This window comes from Candidatus Eisenbacteria bacterium (genome assembly GCA_035577985.1).
Lineage (GTDB): Bacteria > Desulfobacterota > Binatia > DP-6 > DP-6 > DATJZY01.
Genome location: DATJZY010000029.1, coordinates 62,768 through 84,433, shown reverse-complemented (window position 1 = coordinate 84,433; position 21,666 = coordinate 62,768). Strand labels below are relative to the sequence as shown.

12 protein-coding genes and 1 pseudogene are annotated in these 21,666 nt (G+C 69.7%); 5 read left to right on the top strand and 8 right to left on the bottom strand.

Annotated features, from left to right (window positions below; all coding sequences use genetic code 11):
- Nucleotides 1-32: 32 nt before the first annotated feature.
- Together VMS22_04515 and VMS22_04510 are read right to left on the bottom strand one after the other, a co-directional pair.
- On the bottom strand, nucleotides 33-482 hold the full coding sequence (locus VMS22_04515) for a gluconate 2-dehydrogenase subunit 3 family protein (protein HXJ33282.1): 450 nt from the start codon (nucleotides 480-482) through the stop codon (nucleotides 33-35).
- A gap of 5 nt (nucleotides 483-487) precedes the next feature.
- Nucleotides 488-2,101, bottom strand: a complete 1,614-nt coding sequence (locus VMS22_04510; GenBank protein ID HXJ33281.1) for a GMC family oxidoreductase — start codon at nucleotides 2,099-2,101, stop codon at nucleotides 488-490.
- Nucleotides 2,102-2,235: 134 nt separating this feature from the next.
- Between VMS22_04510 and VMS22_04505 the strand changes: the two genes are divergently transcribed.
- Genes VMS22_04505 through VMS22_04490 form a run of 4 tightly spaced genes read left to right on the top strand, consistent with a single transcriptional unit; the run spans nucleotide 2,236 to nucleotide 4,700 of the window.
- Complete coding sequence (locus tag VMS22_04505) at nucleotides 2,236-2,391, top strand: hypothetical protein (GenBank protein HXJ33280.1); 156 nt, start codon at nucleotides 2,236-2,238, stop codon at nucleotides 2,389-2,391.
- Between the two features lie 21 nt (nucleotides 2,392-2,412).
- Nucleotides 2,413-3,009, top strand: a complete 597-nt coding sequence (locus VMS22_04500) for a superoxide dismutase (GenBank protein ID HXJ33279.1) — start codon at nucleotides 2,413-2,415, stop codon at nucleotides 3,007-3,009.
- Nucleotides 3,009-3,479, top strand: coding sequence for a hypothetical protein (locus VMS22_04495; GenBank protein HXJ33278.1), 471 nt, complete (start codon nucleotides 3,009-3,011; stop codon nucleotides 3,477-3,479). The genes VMS22_04500 and VMS22_04495 overlap by 1 nt, the downstream gene beginning before the upstream one ends.
- A 57-nt stretch (nucleotides 3,480-3,536) precedes the next feature.
- Nucleotides 3,537-4,700, top strand: coding sequence for a cytochrome P450 (locus VMS22_04490; protein ID HXJ33277.1), 1,164 nt, complete (start codon nucleotides 3,537-3,539; stop codon nucleotides 4,698-4,700).
- Here the strand turns inward: VMS22_04490 and VMS22_04485 are convergent.
- The 3 genes and pseudogenes from VMS22_04485 to VMS22_04475 form a co-directional block, all read right to left on the bottom strand.
- Nucleotides 4,697-5,652 (bottom strand): annotated as a pseudogene (locus VMS22_04485) (IS481 family transposase). The gene VMS22_04490 and the pseudogene VMS22_04485 overlap by 4 nt on opposite strands.
- 120 nt (nucleotides 5,653-5,772) lie before the next feature.
- Nucleotides 5,773-9,924 carry a LamG-like jellyroll fold domain-containing protein gene (locus tag VMS22_04480; GenBank protein ID HXJ33276.1) on the bottom strand — a complete coding sequence of 1,384 codons (4,152 nt, stop codon included), beginning with the start codon at nucleotides 9,922-9,924 and terminating at the stop codon, nucleotides 5,773-5,775.
- 76 nt (nucleotides 9,925-10,000) lie between these two features.
- On the bottom strand, nucleotides 10,001-14,497 hold the full coding sequence (locus tag VMS22_04475) for a LamG domain-containing protein (protein HXJ33275.1): 4,497 nt from the start codon (nucleotides 14,495-14,497) through the stop codon (nucleotides 10,001-10,003).
- Nucleotides 14,498-15,012: 515 nt separating this feature from the next.
- Between VMS22_04475 and VMS22_04470 the strand changes: the two genes are divergently transcribed.
- Nucleotides 15,013-18,855, top strand: coding sequence for a LamG-like jellyroll fold domain-containing protein (locus VMS22_04470; GenBank protein ID HXJ33274.1), 3,843 nt, complete (start codon nucleotides 15,013-15,015; stop codon nucleotides 18,853-18,855).
- Here the strand turns inward: VMS22_04470 and VMS22_04465 are convergent.
- From VMS22_04465 to lnt, 3 genes are all read right to left on the bottom strand, one after another.
- Nucleotides 18,836-19,363, bottom strand: a complete 528-nt coding sequence (locus tag VMS22_04465; GenBank protein HXJ33273.1) for an NADPH-dependent FMN reductase — start codon at nucleotides 19,361-19,363, stop codon at nucleotides 18,836-18,838. The genes VMS22_04470 and VMS22_04465 overlap by 20 nt on opposite strands.
- 132 nt (nucleotides 19,364-19,495) lie before the next feature.
- Nucleotides 19,496-20,179, bottom strand: a complete 684-nt coding sequence (locus VMS22_04460) for a hypothetical protein (GenBank protein HXJ33272.1) — start codon at nucleotides 20,177-20,179, stop codon at nucleotides 19,496-19,498.
- A complete protein-coding gene (gene lnt, locus VMS22_04455) occupies nucleotides 20,179-21,651 on the bottom strand; it encodes an apolipoprotein N-acyltransferase (protein HXJ33271.1) in 1,473 nt (490 codons plus the stop codon). Before lnt ends, VMS22_04460 begins: the two co-directional genes overlap by 1 nt.
- Between the last annotated feature and the right edge of the window lie 15 nt (nucleotides 21,652-21,666).

Genomic DNA, 21,666 nt, shown 5'->3' with positions numbered 1-21,666 from the left:
TGGCAATGACGCATGTGCAACCTGCTCGGGCATCAACACTTCCGGTAGATCGCCCCGCGTTTTCGCACTGGTTCCAGCAACGTCAGGTCGATCGGCTCGATCTGGTACCCCTCGGGGTGCGGCGGCCTGGCCTCGAGCCCGTAGTGCGCGAGAACCTTCGGATGTTTGTAGTAGCACCCGAAGGCGTAGATCATCAGCATCGGCGGGAACGCGTGCTCGGAGCACGACAGCTCGCCCAGCACTCGGGTCTGCTGTTCGGATGACAGCGCCGTGAAGCGCGCCGCCCCGTGTTTCTGCGCGAGCCGGTCGAGCGCGGCCAGCGATGCGACGACGGCCGCGTGCATCACCGGCACGCGCTGGAGCACGACGTCGAGGTCGCCCCCGAGGTCCAGCTCCCCGGCGCCCGGCAGAACGCCGTCCGCGCTCCGCGGGATGAACCCGTCCAGCACCGGCGCCAGCGCGCGCCGCTGATCGTCGTTCATGTCCATCAGTCGAAGAGGTTCCCGAGGTTCTGCTTGATCGAGTCGGCGATGTGGAGCGCCAGGGCCTGGATCGTGTTGGTCGGGTTCACCGCCGCCGCGGTCACGAAGATGCTCCCGTCGACGATGAAGAGGTTCTTCACGTCGTGGCAGCGGCCCCACTCGTTCACGACCGACGTCTCGGGATCGGTGCCCATGCGCGCCGTACCCATCAAGTGCCAGCCGGCCAGCATGAGGGGCGCCTGGATCATCGTGTCGTACGCGCCCGCGGCGGCCATCAGCTCCTTGCCGCGCGCGACGGCATGGTCGAGCATGCGCTGGCTGTTCTCGCTCAGGCGGTAGCTGATCTTCGGCGCCGGGATCCCGTTCGCGTCCTTCAGCTCCGGGTCGAGCGTCACGCGGTTCTCGGGCTCCGGCAGGTCCTCGCAGATCGCGGCGATGCCCGCGGTGCGATCGACGAGCTGCGAGAAGGCCTCGTGATGCCCCGGCCCAGGGAGGACGCGGCCGCCGCCGAGGCCGTAGAGGGCGGTCGTGACCGGACCGAAGCCGCGCAGCATCTCGAACGAGTAGCCGCGCACGAAGTCGCGCGACGCGCTGGTCTCGTAGAACTCGTGGCTCATGAGCGAGCACCCGGGCGGGCCCTTGTAGCCCTCGAGCGGGTGGTCGAAGACGCCGGTGATGATCGCGTACGGATGGAACATCAGGTTCTTCCCGACGAGGCCGCTGCGGTTCGCGAGCCCGTCCGGGAAGCGGCGAGAGCGCGAGTTGAGGAGGAGGCGCGGCGTCCCGATCCCGTTGCAGGCGACGATGACGACGTGCGCCGCCAGCCGACGCTCGACCCCGTCGCCATCGTAGTAGACGACGCCGTCGACGAGCCCGTCGGGCCCGACGGTGATCTCGCGCACGCGGCAGCGCGTGCGCAGCTCGACCCCACGCCGGATGGCGATCGGCCAGTACGTGACGTCGGTGCTGCCCTTCGCGCCGTGCGGGCAACCGAGCAGGCACGTGCCCGCGTTGACGCAGCCCGCGCGGCCCTCGTAGTCCTGGCTCGCGATGGCGCTGTCCGACGGCCACCAGTGCCAGCCGAGCTTGTTGAAACCTCGCGCCAGCGTGTCGCCGAGCTTCCCGAGCGGGATCGGCGGCAGCGGGAACTCCTTGGGCGGATCGGCGGGGTAGGCGGGATCGCCGGCGAGCCCCGAGACGCCCATCATGCGCGAGTTGAGGTTGTACCAGGGCGTGAGGCGCGCGTAGTCGAGCGGCCAGTCGTCGGCGACACCGTCGAGCGTCCCGGCACGGAAGTCCGACGGATGGAAGCGCGGGAAGTGCGCGGCGTAGAGGATCGTGCTGCCGCCGACCGCGTTGAACATCGACGCGGCGATCGGCGAGCCGCTGTCGTTGACGGGATAGTCCTCGCGCCGGCCGCGCACGTTCGGGCTGGGGCTCCAGTCGCTGATCTGCGCCAGCTCCCAGTCGTCGCGGTTGCCCGGGTAGTCGTCGGATTTGATCCAGTCGCCCTGCTCGAGGCAGACGATCCGCATCCGCGTCTCGGCGAGCGACCACGCGACGGCCGCACCGGACGCGCCGGCGCCGATGATGAGCACGTCGACGGGCTGCTCGGGCATGGCGCTCTGTTACCCGGCGGCTGCACCTTCTACAAACGCGGGGCGATCCTGAACATGTTGCGTCCATCGGGGAGCCGTCGTCCCCACGCGCCCGGCCGTCCCCTTTTGGCATGTCCGATGCAGCAACGGCGATCATGATCCGCAGGCTGAAGGACGGCCGCTATCGCCTGTATTCGGCGAAGAAGGATCCGAAGACCCGCAAGCGCCGGAACCTCGGGACGTTCGCGAGCCGGGCCGCGGCCCAACGCCACGAGCGCGCCGTCCAGTTCTTCAAACGTCGCGGACGCTGAGCCGAAGAGGAGCCCTCGTCAATGAAGTTCGACCTTCCCCCGCTGCCCTACGCCAAGACGGCGCTGGAGCCTTATCTGAGCGCCCGTACCCTGGAGCTTCACTACGAGAAACACCACCGGGGCTATTTGACGAAGCTGCAGAAGGCCATCGGCAATACGCCCAGGGCCGAGGAAAACCTCACCGAGATCATTCGCACCAGCGACGGTCCGGTGTTCAACTTCGCCGCACAGGTCTGGAACCACGGCTTCTACTGGGAGAGCATGACTCCGGGTGGCGGAGGCAAGCCGTCCGGCGACCTGCTCGCCGCCATCGAGCGCGACCTGGGCGGGTTCGCCGACTTCAAGCAGCGGTTCGCCGAAGCGGCGAGCGGCGAGTTCGGCTCCGGCTGGGCGTGGCTCGTCGTCGGTGCGGACCACGAGCTTCGGGTCGCGAGCACGCACGACGCCGAGGATCCGCTGCAGACGAACGCGACGCCGCTGCTCACGATCGACGTGTGGGAGCATGCCTACTACGTGGACTACCAGAACGAGCGTGAGCGGTACGTGAGCGCGTTCCTCGACCACCTCGTCAACTGGGAATTCGCCGAAGCCAACTTCGAGCGTCGGAAGGTCCGGTGATGTACGCCATCGGCGCGATCTTCGACTCCTCGGCGGCCGCCGGCCTCGCGGTGAGACGACTGCTCGCGAAGGGTGTCTCCCTCGCGTGCATCAGCGTGCTCAGCCCGGGAACGTCCGCGCGGGAGGCCGAGCGACTCGTCCCCGTCGACGATGGCGAGGCGCCCGGGACGGGCGCTGCCGTCGCGGGCGTCGTCGGTGGCGCCGTCGGACTCGCCACGGCGAGCCTCGTCCTGCCGGGCGTCGGGCCGGTGGTCGTCGCCGGCTTGCTCGCAGCAGCGCTCGCCGGTGTCGTGGGCGTCGGGCCAGTCGGTGAGCAGCTCGAGCGGGAGCTGAGCGCCGGTGTGCCCCGGGACGAGCTCGCGGGGTACCTCGCCGCGCTCCGTGCGGGCCGTACCGTCGTCATCGTCACCGATGGCGTGCAGGAGGAGATCGACCGGGCCCACGAGGTCTTGAGCGACGACCAACGATGACCAGCAGGTATGGCGTCGCCTTGCGGCTGCCCCGGATCGCGAGCAACAAGGGGGCCGGTGCGCTTCGATCCCTTCACCGACGCCGCCCTCGCCGACCCCTACCCGCAGTACGCGGCGCTCCGGGCGGAGGATCCCGTGCACTGGAGCGAGAAGCTCCGCGCCTGGGTGCTCTTCCGCTACGACGACGTGGCGGCGGCCTTCCGCGACGACGCGCGTTTCTCGGCCGATCGGCGGCGGGCGTCGCGTCCCAACCGAGGACTGTCGTCGTCGGAGCAGGGAAGGGTCCGAACGGTCTCGTCCGACCCGCCCGAGTGCACCGCGGTCCGCGCGATGTTGAGCGCGGCGCTCGTGCCGCGCGTCCGCGCGATCGGCCCGCGCATCGACGACATGGTCGCCGAGCTGGTGGAAGGTCTCGTCGGTCGCGCGCACGCCGATCTCGTCGGTGACTTCGCCTACGCGCTGCCGATCCGCGTCATCGCCGAGCTGTTCGACATCCCCGAGGGCGAACGCGCGCGGTTCCAGGAGCTGTCGCGCACGATCGCGCGGGGCATGGACCGGATGTACGGATCGGAGGACGTGTCGGCCGGGTTGCGCGAGATCGGCGCGTACGTCATGGGCCTCCTCGTCGAGCGCGCCGACACGGAGGGCGACGACCTCGTGCGACGCCTCGTCCGCGCCGAGCACCACGGCGACCGGCTCTCGCAGGTCGAGGTGGTCGCCATGTGCACGGCGCTCGTGTTCGGCGGCCACGAGACCACCGTCAACCTGATCGCGGGTGGGCTCCTCGCGCTGCTGCGCAATCCCGGCGAGCTCGAGCGGCTCCGCGCCGAACCGTCGCTCGCAACGACCGCGGTCGAGGAGCTCGTGCGCTACGAAACGCCGCCGCAGCTCCTCTCACGTGTGGTGGCGCAGCCGTGCGAGCTGCGCGGCCGGGCGCTGGCGCCGGGAGACACCGTGCTGCTCGGCATCGGCTCGGCCAATCGCGATCCGGCGGCCTTCGACGAGCCGGATCGCCTCGACGTCGGGCGCTCGCCGAACCCGCACCTCGGCTTCGGGCTCGGGACGCACTACTGCCCCGGCACGCAGCTCGCCCGCATGGAGACGCGCGCGGCCATTCCCGCGCTGCTGGCACGGTTCCCGGACCTGGCGCTGGACGGCGAGCCGGTGTGGCACCGCACCGTGATCCTCCGCGGCCTCGAGCGTCTGCCGGTTCGCCTCTAGCTGTCGCTGCTCAGGAGGTTGTTCATGCCGCGACCTCCTGGAGCCGGGTGATCGGCGCCCGTCCGCGAAGGGCGGTGTGCGGGCGGCGGTGGTTGTAGTAGCGCAGCCACGGCTGGAGCGCGCGCCGGCGCCGGGCAGAGGTCGCGTAAGCGCGCGCGTAGGCCCATTCCCGGAGCAGCGTCTGGATGAAGCGCTCGGCTTTGCCGTTGGTGCGTGGCGTGTAGGGCCGCGTGCGCAGATGGCGGAGGCCGAGCCGGACACACGCCGCCGTAAACGCGCGCGCCTGATACGCCGACCCGTTGTCGCTCATCACGGACTCGACGCGTACCCCGCGCGCCGCAAACCACGCAAGCGCGCGCTCAAGGAAGCCGATCGCATCGTGCTGCTGGTTCGTCGCGCGTGTCTCGACGTAGGCGAGCCGGCTCGCGTCGTCGATGCACACGTGGACGTGCTCCCACCCGATGCCGCGCACCCGCGTGCGGCGATCGCCGTGAATGCGGTGGCCGACGCCGGCGATACGGCCCAAGGCTTTCGTATCGATGTGCACGAGCTCGCCCGGCCGCGCGCGCTCGTAGCGGCGCACCGGCCCCGGCGGCTCCCGCGGCGGCAAGCGCCCGAGCCCATGGCGGCGCAGCACGTTGCCGACCGTCGCCCGCGGAATCCCGGTCCGATACGCGATCACCGGACTGCTCAGCCGCCGCGCTCGCAAGCCCACGATCCACTGCTCGAGCCGGGCCCGGGTGCGGTGCGGACACCGATGCGGGACCGAAGGGCGATCCCCCAGCCCCGCCGCTCCCTCCGCCCGAAACCGCGCCAGCCATTTGTACCCGGTTCGCACGCTGATGCCGCACGCCGTCGCGGCTTGCTTCATCGTCCAGCCGCCCGCCATTACGCGCTCGACCAGCAGGACTCTGCCCCTCGGGGTCGTCTTTGCGTTACGATGCACTCGCACTCGGGCTCCCTCCTGTGGCGTTGGATTTGTAGGGGTACAAACCCTTTGCCCCAGGAGGTCCCGGGTGAACAACGTTCAGAGCAGCGACATCTAGCGGAGACGATCCCTCGCGAGGGCGACCTACTCGTCCTTGGCCTTGAACTGCATGCCGTCGTTGCGCTGCAGCGCCGGCGGACCCACGTGGTCCGTCTGCCAGCATGCGGCGCCGGTCGCCTGGAGCTGCGCCACGACCGGAGTGACGAGCGGGAGCGCGAAGGGCGGGATGGCGTCACCCTTGGCCTTCAGCTGCGCCTTCGCGGAGCCGCTACCCCCGCTGCGGATCAAGACCTTCAGCACACCCTCGGGCAGCCGCCCCTTGTCGGTGTACTTGAAGCCGAAGCTTCCGAGTCGCCTCCAGCACGGGACCGATCCGCACATGCGGCCGGCGGGAGCGGTGGCTTTCACGGCGAGGTGGCTGCCGCCGTGGTCGAAGATGCACAGCGTGTAGTCGGTCGACGTCACTGGATCGCCGAGATCCCCGAAGGCGGTCGCCGCGCCCTTGCTCCACTTCCATGCGATGCCGTCGCCCGCGTCGGGCATCCGGTCGAAGACGACCAGCTTTCCCCTGAGGGGAGCGATGGGGGTCCGGCAATCGGGACGAGCACCCGTCTGGCAGCCGCCCGGGGCGATGCAGGTCTCGCAGGCGGGGCAGATGGTCTGCGCACCGCCGGAGCACACACCGGCCACGCAGCTCTCGCCGTTCGAGCATGCGTTGCCGTCGTCGCAGGGCGTGCCGTCGGGCTTGGGCGGCCCGTCACACGCGTCGGCGGTCTCGTTGCACGTGCCCGTGCGGCATTGATCGCCACTGGAGCTGCAGTCGCGCGGCGTTCCGGTGCAGACGCCGGCGTTGCACACCTCGCCGACGGTGCAGTAGAGCCCGTCGTTGCACGGCGACCCGTTGGGGTCGGGCGCCGTGCAGCGGTCGGTCGCCTCGTTGCACGATTCGGCGCAGTCGCCGTCGCCGTCGGGACCCGGACACGGATTGCCGCCGTGGACGCTGCACGTGCCTCCGGCGCAGGTATCGAGGCCGTTGCAGAAGATCCCATCCGTGCAAGGCGCCGTGTTGGGCGTGTGCGTGCAGCCCGACGTCGGGCTGCACGCATCGTTCGTGCAGACGTTGAGGTCGTTGCAGTTGGGCGGAGGGCCGCCGACGCACGCGCCGCCGCTGCAGGCGTCCGCCGTCGTGCAGGCGTTGCCGTCGTTGCAGGGGAGGTTGTTGGGCGTGTGCGTGCAGCCCGACGCGGGATTGCAGCCGTCGCTGGTGCAGGGGTTTGCGTCGTTGCAGCCGACCGGATCGGTCACGCAGGTGTTGCCGACGCACCGCTCGTTGGTGGTGCACTGGTCGCTATCGGCGCACTGGGCGTTGGTCATGCAGCAGTTGGGCAGCGGTGCGTGGACGCAGCCCGACGCCGGGACGCAGCTGTCGGCCGTACACGCGTTGGCGTCGTCGCAGTTGGCCGCCGTCCCTCCATGACACGTCCCCGCGCCGCACGCGTCGTCGATGGTGCACGCGTCGCCGTCGTCGCAGGAGGTCGTGTTGAAGGTGTGCGCGCACCCCGACGCGGGGTTGCAGGTGTCGTCGGTGCAGAGGTTGCCGTCGTTGCAGTTCGGCGGGATGCTTCCCTGACACGCGCCGGCGCTGCAGACGTCGACGGTGGTGCACGCATTCCCGTCGTCGCACGCGGCGTTGTTCGGAATGTTGGTGCAGCCCGTAGCCGGGTTGCAGCCATCGTCGGTGCACGGGTTGGTGTCGTTGCAGTCGAGCGGCGGACCGCCGACGCAGCTCCCGCCGGCGCAGGTGTCACCCACCGTGCAGGCGCTGCCGTCGGAGCACGCGGCGGTGTTGGGGGTGTTGAGGCAACCCGTCGCGGGGTCGCAGGTGTCGTCGGTACACGGGTTGGCGTCGTCGCAGTTCGCCGGCGGCCCACCGATGCAGGCGCCCCCGCTGCAGACGTCCCCCGTGGTGCAGGCGTTTCCGTCGGAGCACGCGGCCGTGGTTTCCGGATGCACGCAGGCTCCGGCTCCGCTGCAGACGTCGTTCGTGCACGCGTTACCGTCGTCCGTGCACGGCGTTCCGGCGGCCTCGAAGCAGTCGTCGCGCACTTCGTCGCACGTTTCGGCGCACTCGGGGCCGCCGCCACACGGATCGCCCGCGTGGACACTGCACATGCCGCCGCTGCAGGAGTCGGCTCCGTTGCAGAAGAGGCCGTCGTTGCAGGACGCTCCGTCGGGTCCGCAGAGCCCCGTCGCGAACCTCCAGACCGGCCCCGTCGACGTGTTCGCGCCGTCGCTCACCGTGACGTACCACTCGTAGCTCATGCCGGGGAACAGGCTCGCCCAGGTCGCCTGCGCGTTGGTGCCCGACGCGACGCCGGGCACGGTTGCGATCGGGGCGAACCCCGTGGTCGCCATGTCGTAGGTGAGGGTGAACTGGCTGTCGGCGTCCGTCTCGAACTGGTTCAGCCAGGGCGAGTACGTCTGCACCTGGATCGTGCCGTTCGCCGGGGAGAAGGTCATGACGCGGAGCCAGCCGTTCCCGCCGTTCGTGCGACCCTGGTAGTCCGAGAGCAGCGAATTCACGACCCGGCCGTCGAACACGTCCTGGCGCCGCCCCTCCCCGGGCACGTGGCCGCCGAGCAGCAGGAAGAGGTTCGGGTTGTGCTTCAGGGTGTCGTAGATCGCCTGTCCTTGTGCGCTGAACGCCCCGGGGTTGCCCGTGCCGAGCATGTGGTGGGTGAGGACGATCGCGCGTCGCGTCGGGTGGGCCTGCAGGACGCCGTCGGCCCAGGCCAGCACGGCCGGATCGGGCGTCGGAGCGTACTCGAGGTCGACGACGACGAAGTCGAGCCCGCTCGCGCTGAACAAGGTGTAGTTGTTGTCGTTGTTCGTGCCGAAGTGGCCGCCGTAGTAGGCCCTGCCGCTGTAGCGCGAGACGCCGAAGAACTGGTTGAACTTGGCGGTCGAGTTCTCCGGCGGCGTACCCACGGGATCGCCGTTGGGCGTCTGGTCGTGGTTGCCGGGAAGGATGCCGAACGGCATGCCGTCGGCGAGCTGCGTCGCGACCGGATCCTCGATGAGGCTCATCGCGGCGGAGGCGTTGTTCCATTCGTAGTCGGGGTTCGGGTCGACGCCGTTGCCGAGGTTGCCGTGCTCGACGCAGTCCCCGAGATGCCCGACGTACGCGATGTTGCGCGCGAGCCGGTTGTCGACGATCCACTGCGTCTGCGACTGGAACACCGCCGGGCTGCTGCTGCAGGGCACTCCGCACGAGTAGTACTGCGTGTCGGGCAGGATGACGACCGTGAAGTCGGGACCCGGTGCGATGACCTCTCGGCCCCAGAAGGTGACGTCGAGAGGGCTCAGCTCCGGATCGGACACCGCGACGTCGAGGACCGGGGCGGTCGATACGTTCGTCGCACCGTCGGCGGGCGCATTGAGGCCGGGCGTGGCAGGCGGCAGGTTCGCGCTTACGGGACCTCCGTCGGTCCACTGGAAGTTCGCACCGATCACCGTGCCGTTCTGCGGCGGTGCCGCGCTGTCGGCGACGATGGTTCCCGTCCCGCCGGTTCCCTCGTTGAGGCCCCATCGAGCGACCAGACCGGGTGCCGAGTAGACCTCCTGGTTCAATGCTCCCTGGATCTCGGCCGCGCTGCGCGCGTAGCTCCAGATGCGCGCCTCGTCGATGACACCGTCGAAGAAGCCGGCCGCCGCTCCCGTCGACGTGAGCGCCGTCGCGAGCGCGGCGTGCTGGATGCTGTCGGCTTGCGGCGGCTGGTTCACGGCCAGCGTCGTCTGGACAATGCCGTTCAGGTACAGGTGCCACGTGGCGCCGTCGTAGGTCACGGCGGCGTGGTACCAGACGCCCGTTGCGATGGGCGTCGTGCCGGCGATCGGATGGTTCAGTCCCGGTTGCGCCCCCGCCGCGCCTTCCTCGAAGTCGGCCACCAACAGGTTGTCGGTGGTGCGGATGCCGAGGAAGTAGTTCATGTCGACGTTGCTGCCGTCGGCTTCGCCCCGCCCCTTGGTGATGAGTGGGACCGCCGTCACGCCGCCGGTTCCGGTGGTCGCGGTCGTGCCGGTCCCCTGGCGGTTGAACCACAGCTCGAGGGTGAACTGCGGGAGCCCCAGCGCCGGCGTGTTGCCGAACGTGACGTAGGAATTCGTCCCGCCGAAGTCGATCGCGCAGGCGCCGCCGGGGTTGCTGCAGGCCGCCGCCGCCGGGCGAGCGGCCACCGCCAACGTCGATGCGACGAGTCCCAACAGGGCGGGGAGGATTCGGGCAGGGCGATGCGGCACGAGTTCTCTCCGGTCAGTCGCTCTTCGCCTTGAACACGGTGTCCTCGTTGCGGAGGATGCTGCTCGCGCTGTGCGTGCTCTCCAGGCAGGCGTTGCCGGCGGCCTGGAGCTGCGCCGTCACGGGTGGTGCCAGCGGGAGCGCCATGATCGGAATGTTGGAGCCCTTCGCCTTGATGCGGGCCTTCGCCCGGCCGGAGTCCCCCGACTTGAGGAGCAGCTTGAGAACGCCCTCGGGCGTCCGGTCCTTGTCCGAATACTTGAAGCCGATGAGGCCGAGCGCCTTCCAGCACGGCTTCGCCCCGCAGTCGTCGCCGGCGGGCGCCGTCGCCCGGACCGCCAGCCCGTTCTGGTCGAAGATGCACAGCGTGTAGTCCGTGGTCACGAGGGGGTCTCCGAGATCCTCGACCGACGTCGCGTCTCCCTTGGACCACTTCCACGACACCAGAGCCGTGTCGGGCGTCTTGTCGTAGATGGCGAGCTTGCTCGAGGATGCCTGGATCGACGCCCGACAGTCGGTCCGTGGCCCGACTTGGCAGCCGCCGGTGGCGTCGCACGTCTCGCAGGCGGCGCAGACCGTTGGCGTGCCGCCGCCACAGGATCCGCTCGTGCACGTTTCCCCGGTCGTGCACACGTCTCCGTCGTTGCACGGGCTCCCGTTCGGCTTGGCCGGTCCGACGCACTGGTCGAGCCCCTCGTCGCACGTGCCGGTGTGGCACTGATCGCCGGCCGAATTGCAGTCGCGGGGCGTGCCGGTGCACGCGCCGCCCGCGCAGACGTCGCCGACGGTGCAGAACGCGCCGTCGCTGCAGGGCAGGGCGTTGTTCGTGTGCGTGCAGCCGGACGACGGATTGCACGCGTCATCGGTGCACGGATTGCCGTCGTTGCAGTTGGATGGCGGGCCGCCGACGCAGCTCCCTGCGCTGCAGGTGTCGCCCGTCGTGCAGAACGACCCGTCGCTGCAGGGCGCCGTATTGTTGGTGTGCGTACAGCCGCCAGCGGGGTTGCAGGCATCGTCGGTACACGGGTTGCCGTCGTTGCAATTGGGCGGCGGACCTCCGATGCAGGCTCCTCCGCTGCAGGCATCGGCCGTCGTGCACGCGTCGCCGTCGCTGCACGGAAGGTTGTTGGGGACGTGCAGGCATCCGCTCGGCGGGTTGCAGCCGTCGTCGGTGCACGGGTTGCCGTCGTTGCAGCTCACGGGGTCGCTGACGCAGGCGTGCGCCACGCATCGTTCGTTCGTCGTGCACAGGTCGGTATCTGCGCACTGCGCGTTCGTGTTGCAGCAGCCGGCGATCGCCGTGTGCTGGCAGCCGCTCGGGCTCGAACAGGAGTCGGCCGTGCAGGCGTTGCCATCGTCGCAGACGGTCGGCGGGCCACCCTGGCAGGTGCCGCCGGCGCACGCATCGTTCGACGTGCAGCCATTGGCGTCGTCACACGACGCGGTGTTGTTCGTGTGCGTGCACCCCGATGCGGGATTGCAGGCATCGTCGGTGCAGACGTTGCCGTCGTTGCAGTCGGGTGGAGGCCCGCCGACGCAGGCGCCGCCGGCGCAGGTATCGGCCGTCGTGCACTGGCTGCCGTCGTTGCACGGAGCCGAGTTGTTGGCATGCGTGCACCCCGATGCGGGGTTGCAGGCGTCGTCGGTGCAGACGTTCCCGTCGTCGCAGTTGGCCGGCGGCCCACCGACGCACGCACCGCCCGCGCAAAGGTCGCCCGTCGTGCAGGCGCTGCCGTCGCTGCATGGAGCGGAGTTGTTGGCATGCGTGCACCCCGACGCGGGGTTGCAGCCGTCGTCCGTGCAGACGTTCCCGTCGTTGCAGGAGAGCGGAGCGCCGGGCATGCACGAGCCGCCTGCACACGTGTCGGCGGTCGTGCAGGCATTGCCGTCGTCGCACGGGGCGGCGTTGTTGAGGGCGAAGCAGCCGGTCGTGGGATTGCACTGATCGTCGGTGCAGGGGTTGCCGTCGTTGCAGACGAGCGGAGGCCCGCCGACGCAGGAGCCGCCGCTACAGACGTCGCCGGTGGTGCAGACGTTGCCGTCCGAGCAGGACGCGGCGTTGTTGGTGGCGACGCAGCCGGTGGCGGGGTTGCAGGAATCGTCGGTGCAGGGGTTGCCGTCGTTGCACACGAGGGGAGGCCCGCCCACGCAGGAGCCGCCGCTACAGACGTCGCCGGTGGTGCAGGCGTTGCCGTCCGAGCAGGAGGCGGTGTTGTTGGTGGCGACGCAGCCGGTCACGGGGTTGCAGGAGTCGTCGGTGCAGGGGTTGCCGTCGTTGCAGTTGAGGGAGCCACCGGGGACGCAGACGCCACCCGCGCACGTGTCGCCCACCGTGCAGACGCTGCCGTCGCTGCACGGTGCCGTGTTGTTGGTGTGCGTGCACCCCGACGCGGGGTTGCAGCCGTCGGTGGTGCAGACGTTGCCGTCGTCGCAGTTCGGCGGCGGGCCGGCAACGCAGGTGCCGCCGCTGCACGTGTCACCCACCGTACAGGCGCTGCCGTCGCTGCACGAGACCGTGTTGTTGGCATGCGTGCACCCGGACGCGGGGTTGCAGCCGTCGGTGGTGCAGACGTTGCCGTCGTCGCAGTTGGGCGGAATGCTGCCGACGCACGTTCCGCCCGCGCAGACGTCGACGGTCGTGCAGGCGCTGCCGTCGTTGCAGGGCGCCGTGTTGTTCGGATGCGTGCAGGCCCCCGCGCCGTTGCACTGGTCGTCGGTGCAGGCGTTGCCGTCGTTCGTGCACGGCGTGCCGGCGGTGACGGCGCAGTTGTCGAGGGTCTCGTTGCAGACGTTGTTGCACTCCGCGCCTGCGGTGCAGGGATCGCCGGCGTGCGTCGTGCAGCGGAGTCCGTTGGCTCCGATGCCGCTGCAGGTGTCGGCGCCGTTGCAGAATGCGCCGTCGCTGCACGCGGCGGTGGCGTCGAAGAGCGAGCTGCTGGCGGTCCAGACCGGCCCGTTCGTCAGCGTGCCGTTCGATGCCGGCGCGACGGAGTCCGCGGCCGTCGTTCCGGTCCCCTCGCCGAGCCCCCAGCGCGCCACGAGCCCCGTTCCGGAGGTGAGCTGGTTCGACATGTCGGCCTGGATCTGCGCCTGGGTCCGGGCGACGTTCCAGATCCGGACTTCGTCGAGCACGCCCGCGAACGCGCCGAGTCGCGTGCTCGTCGAGGTGAGCATGGTGCCGAGCGCGGCCGGCTGGAGGCTGTCCGAGCGGGGGACCACACCCGCCCCCTGGATCGCGGAGACTTCGAGCGCGCCGTCGAGATAGAGACGCCAGTCGCGCGTCGCGGTGCTGTAGGTCGCGGCGGCATGATGCCAGTTGTTGTCGGTGATGGCGGTCACGCCGACGATCGGATGGTTCGCGCCGAGCGGGCCGGGCCCCCCGGGCCCTTCCTCGAAGTCGGCGGCGAGCACGTTGCCCGTCGTGTTGATGCCGAAGATGTAGTTGGCGTCGAGGTTCGAGCCGTCGGCCTCGGGTGCCCCCTTGGTGATGAGCGGGACCAGGGAGCCGGGCGGGCCTCCGGTTCCACCGATGCCTCCAGCCCCCGTGGTGTTGCCGACGCCGACACCTTCCCGTTTGAACCAGGTTTCGATCGTGAAGCTCGTGAGGCCGAGCTCGGCGGGGTTGCCGAGGGCGACGTAGTCGTTGACGCCGTCCAGGCGGATCATCGAGCTCGCGTTGCCGGCGCAGGTGAGGATGTCGAACGGCGCATTCGCAACCCGGCTGAAGCTCGTGCCGGTGATGGTGCCGTTCTGCGGGGTTCCGGCCGAATCGTTGACGGTCGTTCCGGACGTCTCGTCGAGGCCCCACCGCGCGACCAGCGTGCCATCCGACGGATTCTGGGTATTGATGGTCGCGCGGATCTGCGCCTGCGTGCGCGCGACGTTCCAGATCCGGGCCTCGTCGAGCGTGCCGTCGAAGAAACCGCTCGGCGTTCCGGTCGACGTGAGCGTGGTGCCGAGCGCCGCATGCTGGATGCTGTCGGACCGCGTCGGCTGGCCGACCACCAGCTCGGCTTCGACCTCGCCGTTCAAGTAGAGGCGCAGCGTGGTGCCGTCGTAGGTGACCGCCGCGTGGTACCAGGTATTGTTGACGACGGGCGTGACGCCCGAGAGCGGGTGGTTCAACCCCGGCGAGGTCCCGGCGCCGCCCTCTTCGAAGTCCGCCGCGATGACGTTGCCGGCGGTGTTGATGCCGAGCACGTAGTCGGCGTCGACGTTGCTCGCGTCGCCCTGCGCGGCCCCCTTGGTCACGAGCGGAACGAAGGAGGCGAGTCCGCCGCTTCCCGTCGACGTCGCGACACCCGTCCCCTGTCGATTGAACCACGTCTCGACCGTGAACGTGGCGAGCCCCAGCGCCGAGGTCGCACCGAACGTGACGTACGTCGTCGTGTTGGTCGGCCCGAGGCGCAGCGCCATCTGGGCGCCGGCGACGCCGGGGTAGGCGGCGATCGCGATCAGCAGGGCGGTGGTCGCAGAGAGCTTTCGGAGGGACGAGATAACGTGACTTGTCATCATTCTGCCTCCGGGACGTAACATCGTTGCAGCGAGTGCGAGTCACCGTTCTAACCTGCCTACGGTCCACTACGTCAAGTGAAAACACGGGGTTGGAGTCCGCCAAACGCACGATTTCGCGACACGAAGAAGTCCGACTCGACGCGACCGGAGCGGCGTGAGCGTCGCGCCACCGGGACGGCTCACCGGAGCGTCAACGGATTTTCGCCCACGCGCTCCCTGGCGGGCGCCGGTCGTAGCTCCTTGCTGCACAAAGAGATGTTGGCCGAGACGCGACGGCCGCACACCAGGGCGACGCACGTGACGATGGCGCGACCGGCGACGAGATGATGCTCAGCCTCTCGCGGCCTGCGCCCCGGCGGCCCCCGCCTAGCGCAGGCGCTACAGCGCAGGACGCAAGCGACACGGACCGAAGAAAACGCGAGACACGGCGCTACTTCATTCTCTTCCGTCTTGACAGGGATACCCTTATCTCTGTCTATTGAGACCGCACCGTGGCGCGAAGGGATTAGCAGATGTTCGTGCGCGTCGTCGCAACTTCGATCGTCGTCCTCGCGAGCATCGCGTCGGCCCAGGATTCCGGTCTCGACTTCGCCCCGTCGTCCGGTTCGCCGAACAATGCCTACGTGACCTTCGGCAATCCGTCGGCGCTCGGGCTCGCCACCTTCACGCTGGAGACGTGGTTCAATCGGCAGGGCACGGGAATTTCCGCATCGACGGGCAGCAACGGGGTCACCCTGGTTCCGCTCGTAACCAAGGGCGCTTCGGAGGCCGACGGCTCCAACCTCGATGCGAACTACGTGCTCGGCATCAGCACGACCGGCAACGTGCTCGCCGCCGACTTCGAGGAAGGGGCCGGCGGGCCCGGCCCGCTCGGCAACAACCATCCCGTCGTCGGCGTCACATCGATCCAGAGCAACGTCTGGTATCACGCGGCCGCGACGTACGACGGCACCACCTGGCGTCTCTACCTGAACGGCGAGCTCGAAGCCGAGCTCGCGGTCGGTGCTCCTGCCCGCTCCGACAGCATTCAACACGCCGGTCTCGCGACGATGCTCACGTCGACCGGGACGCCGAACGGGTTCTTCGACGGGCGCATCGATGAAGCCCGCATCTGGGGAACGGCCAGGACCGCGACGCAGATCCGCGCCACGATGAACGTCCAGAACCCGTCGGATCCGAATCTGGTGGCACGCTGGGGACTCGGGGAGGGGTCCGGCACGACGGTGGGCGACTCCGCCGGACCCGCCCAGAACGGTACCATCACCGGGACGAACTTCGCCTGGACCACCGGCGCGCCGTTCGACATCGCGCCGTGCGCCAATGCCACCAACACGATGCTGCGCTTCGACGGGACGAACGACTACGTAACCTTCGGCAACGCCGCCGAGCTCGGGCTCTCGATGTTCACCGTCGAGACCTGGTTCAAGCGCGAAGGGACGGGCACCGTCGGCAGCACCGGAAGCGGCGGCATCTCGACCTTCGTGCCGCTGGTCTCCAAGGGTGCCCCCCAGGCCGACGGCGCCGGCTGCCCGACGGGTGACGGTCGCTGCGACGCGAACTACATCCTCGGGATCAACACGACGGGCAATGTGATCGCCGCCGACTTCGAGGACACGGCGACCGGCGGCAACCATCCCCTGTCCGGCACGACGGCGATCGTGAACAACAACTGGCACCACGCGGCCGTCACGTTCGACGGCACGACCATGCGCCTGTACCTCGACGGCAACCTCGAGGGATCGCTCGTTCCGGGTGCGACTCCGCGCTTCGACAGCCTGCAGCCTGCCGCCCTCGCCGGCATGCTGACGACGACCGGCACGCCTGCGACCGGCGCGTTCGCCGGCCTGCTCGACGAGGTGCGCATCTGGAACCTGGCGCGCACCCAGACCCAGATCCAGTCGACGATGTCGTCGCAGCTGACGTCGGGGACGGGCCTGGTGGCACGCTGGGGTCTCGGCGAGAACACGGGCACCACGATCGCCGACTCCGTCGGCAGCCCGGCCACCTCCGGGACGCTCACCAACGGGCCGGTGTGGACCGCGAGCAACGCGCTCTTCGATGCGACCGCGACGTGCGACGACGGCGCGTTCTGCACGGGAGCCGACACGTGCAACGGCAGCCAGCTGCGATGCGCGACCCACGCCGGGAATCCCTGCCTCGGCGGCCCGGAGTGCAACAACGTCTGCAACGAGACCCTCAACAACTGCGCCGTCACCGCCGGCACGCCGTGCACGAACGACGGCAACGCCTGCACCAACGACCAGTGCAACGGCGCGGGGGCGTGCACGCATCCGAACAACACGGCACCGTGCGACGACGGCGACGCCTGCACGACCGTCGACGTCTGCGCGGGCGGAACGTGCGTCGGCAGCACCCCACCCAACTGCGACGACGGCGACGTGTGTACCGACGACGGCTGCAATCCCGCGTCGGGGTGCACGCACACGAACAACACGGCGCCGTGCAGCGATGGCAGCGCCTGTACGGTGGGTGACACGTGCAGCGGCGGCAGCTGCGTGCCCGGCGCGCCGCCCAACTGCGACGACGGCAACGTCTGCACCACCGACGGCTGCAATCCCGCGTCGGGATGTACGCACACCAACAATACCTCCTCCTGCAGCGACGGCAGCCTCTGCACGGTGGGCGACACGTGCGCGGGCGGTGTCTGCGTCCCCGGTGGCTCCCTCAACTGCGACGACGGCAACCCGTGCACCGACGACGGCTGCAACCCGGTGTCGGGCTGCACGCACTCCAACAACACCGCCCCGTGCACCGACGGCAACGCCTGCACGGCGAGTGACGCATGCAACGGCGGCGTCTGCGTGCCCGGCCCCCCGCTCAACTGCAACGATTCGAACGGCTGCACCGACGACACGTGCAACCCCGGCTCGGGCTGCGTGAACACGAACAACACGAGCCCGTGCAACGACGGGAATGCGTGCACGACGAACGACACCTGCGCCGGGGGCTCGTGCGTCGGCGGGTCCCCGCCCGACTGCAACGACCTCAACGTCTGCACGACGGATACCTGCGTTCCCGCCACGGGATGCCAGCACACCAACAACACGGCCTCCTGCTCCGACGGCAACGCCTGCACGGTCGGCGATATCTGCGGCGGCGGGACCTGTACCGCCGGCGCGTCAGCCAACTGCGACGACACGAATCCCTGCACGGCCGACAGCTGCAACCCCGTCTCCGGCTGCGCACACTCGCCGATCGCCGGCTGCTGCAACGTCGACTCGCAATGTGCGGACAGCGACCAATGCAGCACCAACGAGCGGTGCGTCGGCCACGCCTGCCTCAGCGATCCGGTCTCGTGCAACGACGGCAACCCCTGTACCGACGACAGCTGCAACCCGGTGTCGGGTTGCGTGCACGTCTTCAACAACGCGCCGTGCAACGACGGCAACTCGTGCACGACCGGGGATGCCTGCAATGGCGGAACCTGTCAGGGTGGCCCGCCGCCGAACTGCAACGACGGGAACCCGTGCACCACCGACTCGTGTACGCCGACGGGCGGCTGCACGCACACGAACAACACGCTCCCCTGCAACGACGGCCTGTTCTGCACGGTGAACGACACGTGCGGCGGTGGGAGCTGCACCGGCAGCCCGCGCGACTGTAGCGCGGTCGGAGGCGAGTGCCGCATCGGCCAGTGCAACGAGAGCCTCGGGCAGTGCGTCGGGCCGCCGGAGCCCGATGGCACCCCGTGCGATGACGGCAATGCGTGCACCAGCGGCGAGACCTGCGCCAGCGGCATCTGCACGACCGGGACGCCCGTCGTCTGCGATGCGTGCGAGATCTGCGAGCCCAGCGCCGGCTGCCAGAAGGGGCCGCGTCCCACCTGTCGCGGTCCGGTGCTGCCGCTCAAGGGCAAGATCCAGATCTCCGACCGGGTTCCGAACGCCGGTGACCTGGTGGCGTGGAAGCTCATGAAGGGTGACGCCACGACCATCTCCGAGTTCCGCGATCCGACCATGACCAACTCCTACACGCTCTGCATCTTCGACGAGGACGGCGGTCGTCTCGCGCTCTCGCTCGTGGCACCCGCCGGCGGCACCTGCGGCACCGGTCCGTGCTGGAAGCCGATCTCGACCATCGGCTACAAATACACGGATCAGGCGCGCACGCCGCAGGGCATCGCGAAGGTCCTTCTCAAGTCGAGCTTGGTCCGCGGCGGGACGACGATCCACCTGAAGGCCAAGGGAGACAACATCCCGCCGTTCGCCCTGCCGCTCACCGCGCCGGTCGTGGTCCAGCTGCAGTCGACCAACGGACCGTGCTGGAAGACCCAGCACGTCGGCATCGGCATCCAGCGCAACGACCCGGGACAGTTCAAGGCGAAGGACGACTGAGCGCGACGACGGCTTCGCGGACGGCGCGCTCCGCCTCCGGGTCGAGGATGCTGCCGTCCGCCCCCAGGTACCTCGGCGAGAAGGCGAGCGACCGCTCGAAGACGAGGTTCGCGCCCATGACCCGGAGCGTGGACGCGAGCGCCGCACGTGCGTGCTCCGCCCCGCTGGCCGACGCCATGACGAGCGCGACCGGCCTGTCGGTGAGCTCGCCGCTCGACACGATCCAGTCGAGCGCGTTCTTGAACGCACCGGGAACGCCGTGCGCGTACTCCGGACAGCAGATGAGCACCGCGTCGGCGGCCGAGAGGCGTCGCCGGAGGTCGGCCACCGCAGGCGGAGCCGCGGCTCGTTCGCCGTCCAGGTCCGGGCTGAAGTGGGGCAGGGCGGCGATCTGCTCGTCGTAGAACGTGAACTGCATTCCGTCGGGCGCGAGCTTCGCGGCGGCGCGCAGCAGGCGCGCGTTCGTCGATGCGGCACGGAGGCTGCCCGACATGCCGAGGACGTCCATGCGGCTCAGTCCGCCGTCGCGCGCTGGAACGCGGGCCGCGCCTCGCCCTCGAGCGCCCGGACTGGAGGTGTGCGGGGAGCGTAGTAGAGCGCGATCATGCCGACGGCGTGTAGCACCGCCGGCGAGACGAGCCTACGGCAGGATGAACCCGCCCTTCACCTTGAGGCGCATCACCGTCGCCAGGCCATCGGTGTGGTCGCTCAGCACCGGCGAGCTCACCTTGAAGACCACCGGCGTCCCCGTGGTGACGAAGAGCGCCCGCAGCGCGTCGGCGAGGTCCGTGTCCTGCGGGCGGAAGAGGAGGTCGTTCACGATGGCGGCCTTCGTTTCGTTGGGGTGCGGCAGCATCTCCTGGCGGAGCCGCTGCTCGTCCAGCGTGACGCCGAAGTCGTCGACCGGGGCTTGCGTGAGCGACGCCAGGTCCGCGCCGAGCGTCTGATAGGTCTGCGCGAAGAAGCCGTTCTTGCCCAGGTTGAAGACGACGGTCGCGGCGACGGCGTTGTTGATCGACTGCGCGCCGTCCATCTGGCTCACGTTGTCGTCGACGATGATCAGCATCTCGGCCGAGAAGTTGGCGCCCTTCTCGAACACCATGGTGCACTTCGCGCCGCCGCACGTATCGTTCTGCGCCGGCCGCGACGCGCTGCAGATGAGCGTGTCGGCTCCGGTGAAGTCGGGCTGACAGGTCGAACCCTCGTTGGCGCCACTCGCGCACACATGCGGCAGGAGCGGCTCGCGCGCGGTGCAGTCGACGGCTGCGCGGGCGACGGCGGGAAGGGCCGCGAGCGCTGCGATCGCCAGGATGCGAATGAACATCAGATACCTCCTCCGTGCAGATTCCGGCGTCCAAGGTATGACACCATCGTTGCGGCTATGCCAATCCCGACGGCGATCCACGCGACGAAATCGCCCTGGCGTTGGTACACCGTGACACTGCCCGAAGGTCGTACCGTCCCCTGCAACGTTGCCGGTACGTCGCTTGCGGACTCCGCAACTATGCGACCATGCGGGTCGACGATCGCCGAGATCCCCGTGGTGGTGGCCCGGACGAGCCAGCGCCGCTGCTCGACGGCGCGCAGCCGCGCCATGTCGAGGTGCATCCGCGACGGCTGGCCGGCGCCGAACCAGGCGTCATTTGACAGGTTCGCGAGGAGCGTCGGTCCGCCGGCGGCGATGCGACGGACCAGCTCGGGGTACATCGCTTCGAAGCAGATGAACGCGCCGACGAGCCCCGCGCGAGTTCGAAGCGCGTACGGAAGTGCCCCGGGCGCGTACGTCCCCTCGGCGATCGGCAACAGGTGGAGCTTGTCGTAGCGCCCCGCCACCATGCCCTGCTGCAAGAGGTAGACGGAGTTCCGGTACCGGAGCGCGCCCTCGCCGTAGGTGTACGACGAGCCACCGAGGACGAGGTCGGCGTCGAGGCCGGCGGCAGTCGCGAGCAGCGCGTCGCGCTCCGGCGTTCGCTCGTCGAGGTAGAAGTCGATCGCGTTCTCGGGCCAGACGACGAGCTTCGCGCCGGCCGCGATGGCCTCGCGCGTCGCCTGCATCTGCCGGTCGAGCGCGAGCGCGCGACCGCCCAGCGTCCGTCGCTGCTGCGCGGGCACGGCCGGCTGCACGACGGCGACGCGAACGCCGTCGCCGTCTCCGAACGGCTCGCGGAGGCGCCATGCTCCGTAGGCGAGCGTCGCGACCACGAGCACGGCGACGGCGACGGCCGAGCGCGCGGGATGCCGACCACGAAGCGGCGGCGCGAACGCCGCGGCGATCGTCGCGTTCACGGCCGCGATGAGCAATCCGGGTCCGTACGGCCCGGACACGTCGGCGATCTGCACGACCGGCAGGAACGCCATCTGCGAGTAGCCGGCGATCGCCCACGGATTTCCAACCCACAGGCGCGAGCGCGCAAACTCGAACGCGCACCACCCCGCGGCGACGACGAGCGGCGACGCCCCGCCGCGCGCGGCGAGCCAGCTGGTCCAGCCGCCGAAGACGACGAGCGGCGGCGCGACGGTCACCGTGCAGAGCGCGAGCCAACCGCCCCAGGCGACGAGCGCCCCCGCTCCGAAATACTGCATCGCCATCGATGGCAGCCACCACGTGACGCCGAGCCCGCCGGCGAGTGCCATGAGGAGGCCGAGCCCCGCGCCCGCACGCGGTCGCACGCGCGCCAGCGCGACGAAGAACGGTGCCAGCGCGACCCACGCGACGGGCGCCGTCGCCGGGCGGACGAACGCGATCCCGTAGAGCGCCGCGGAGGCGAGGGTGAGGGCGACGGGGAGGATGCGCAAGCTTTCGTCGTCGTC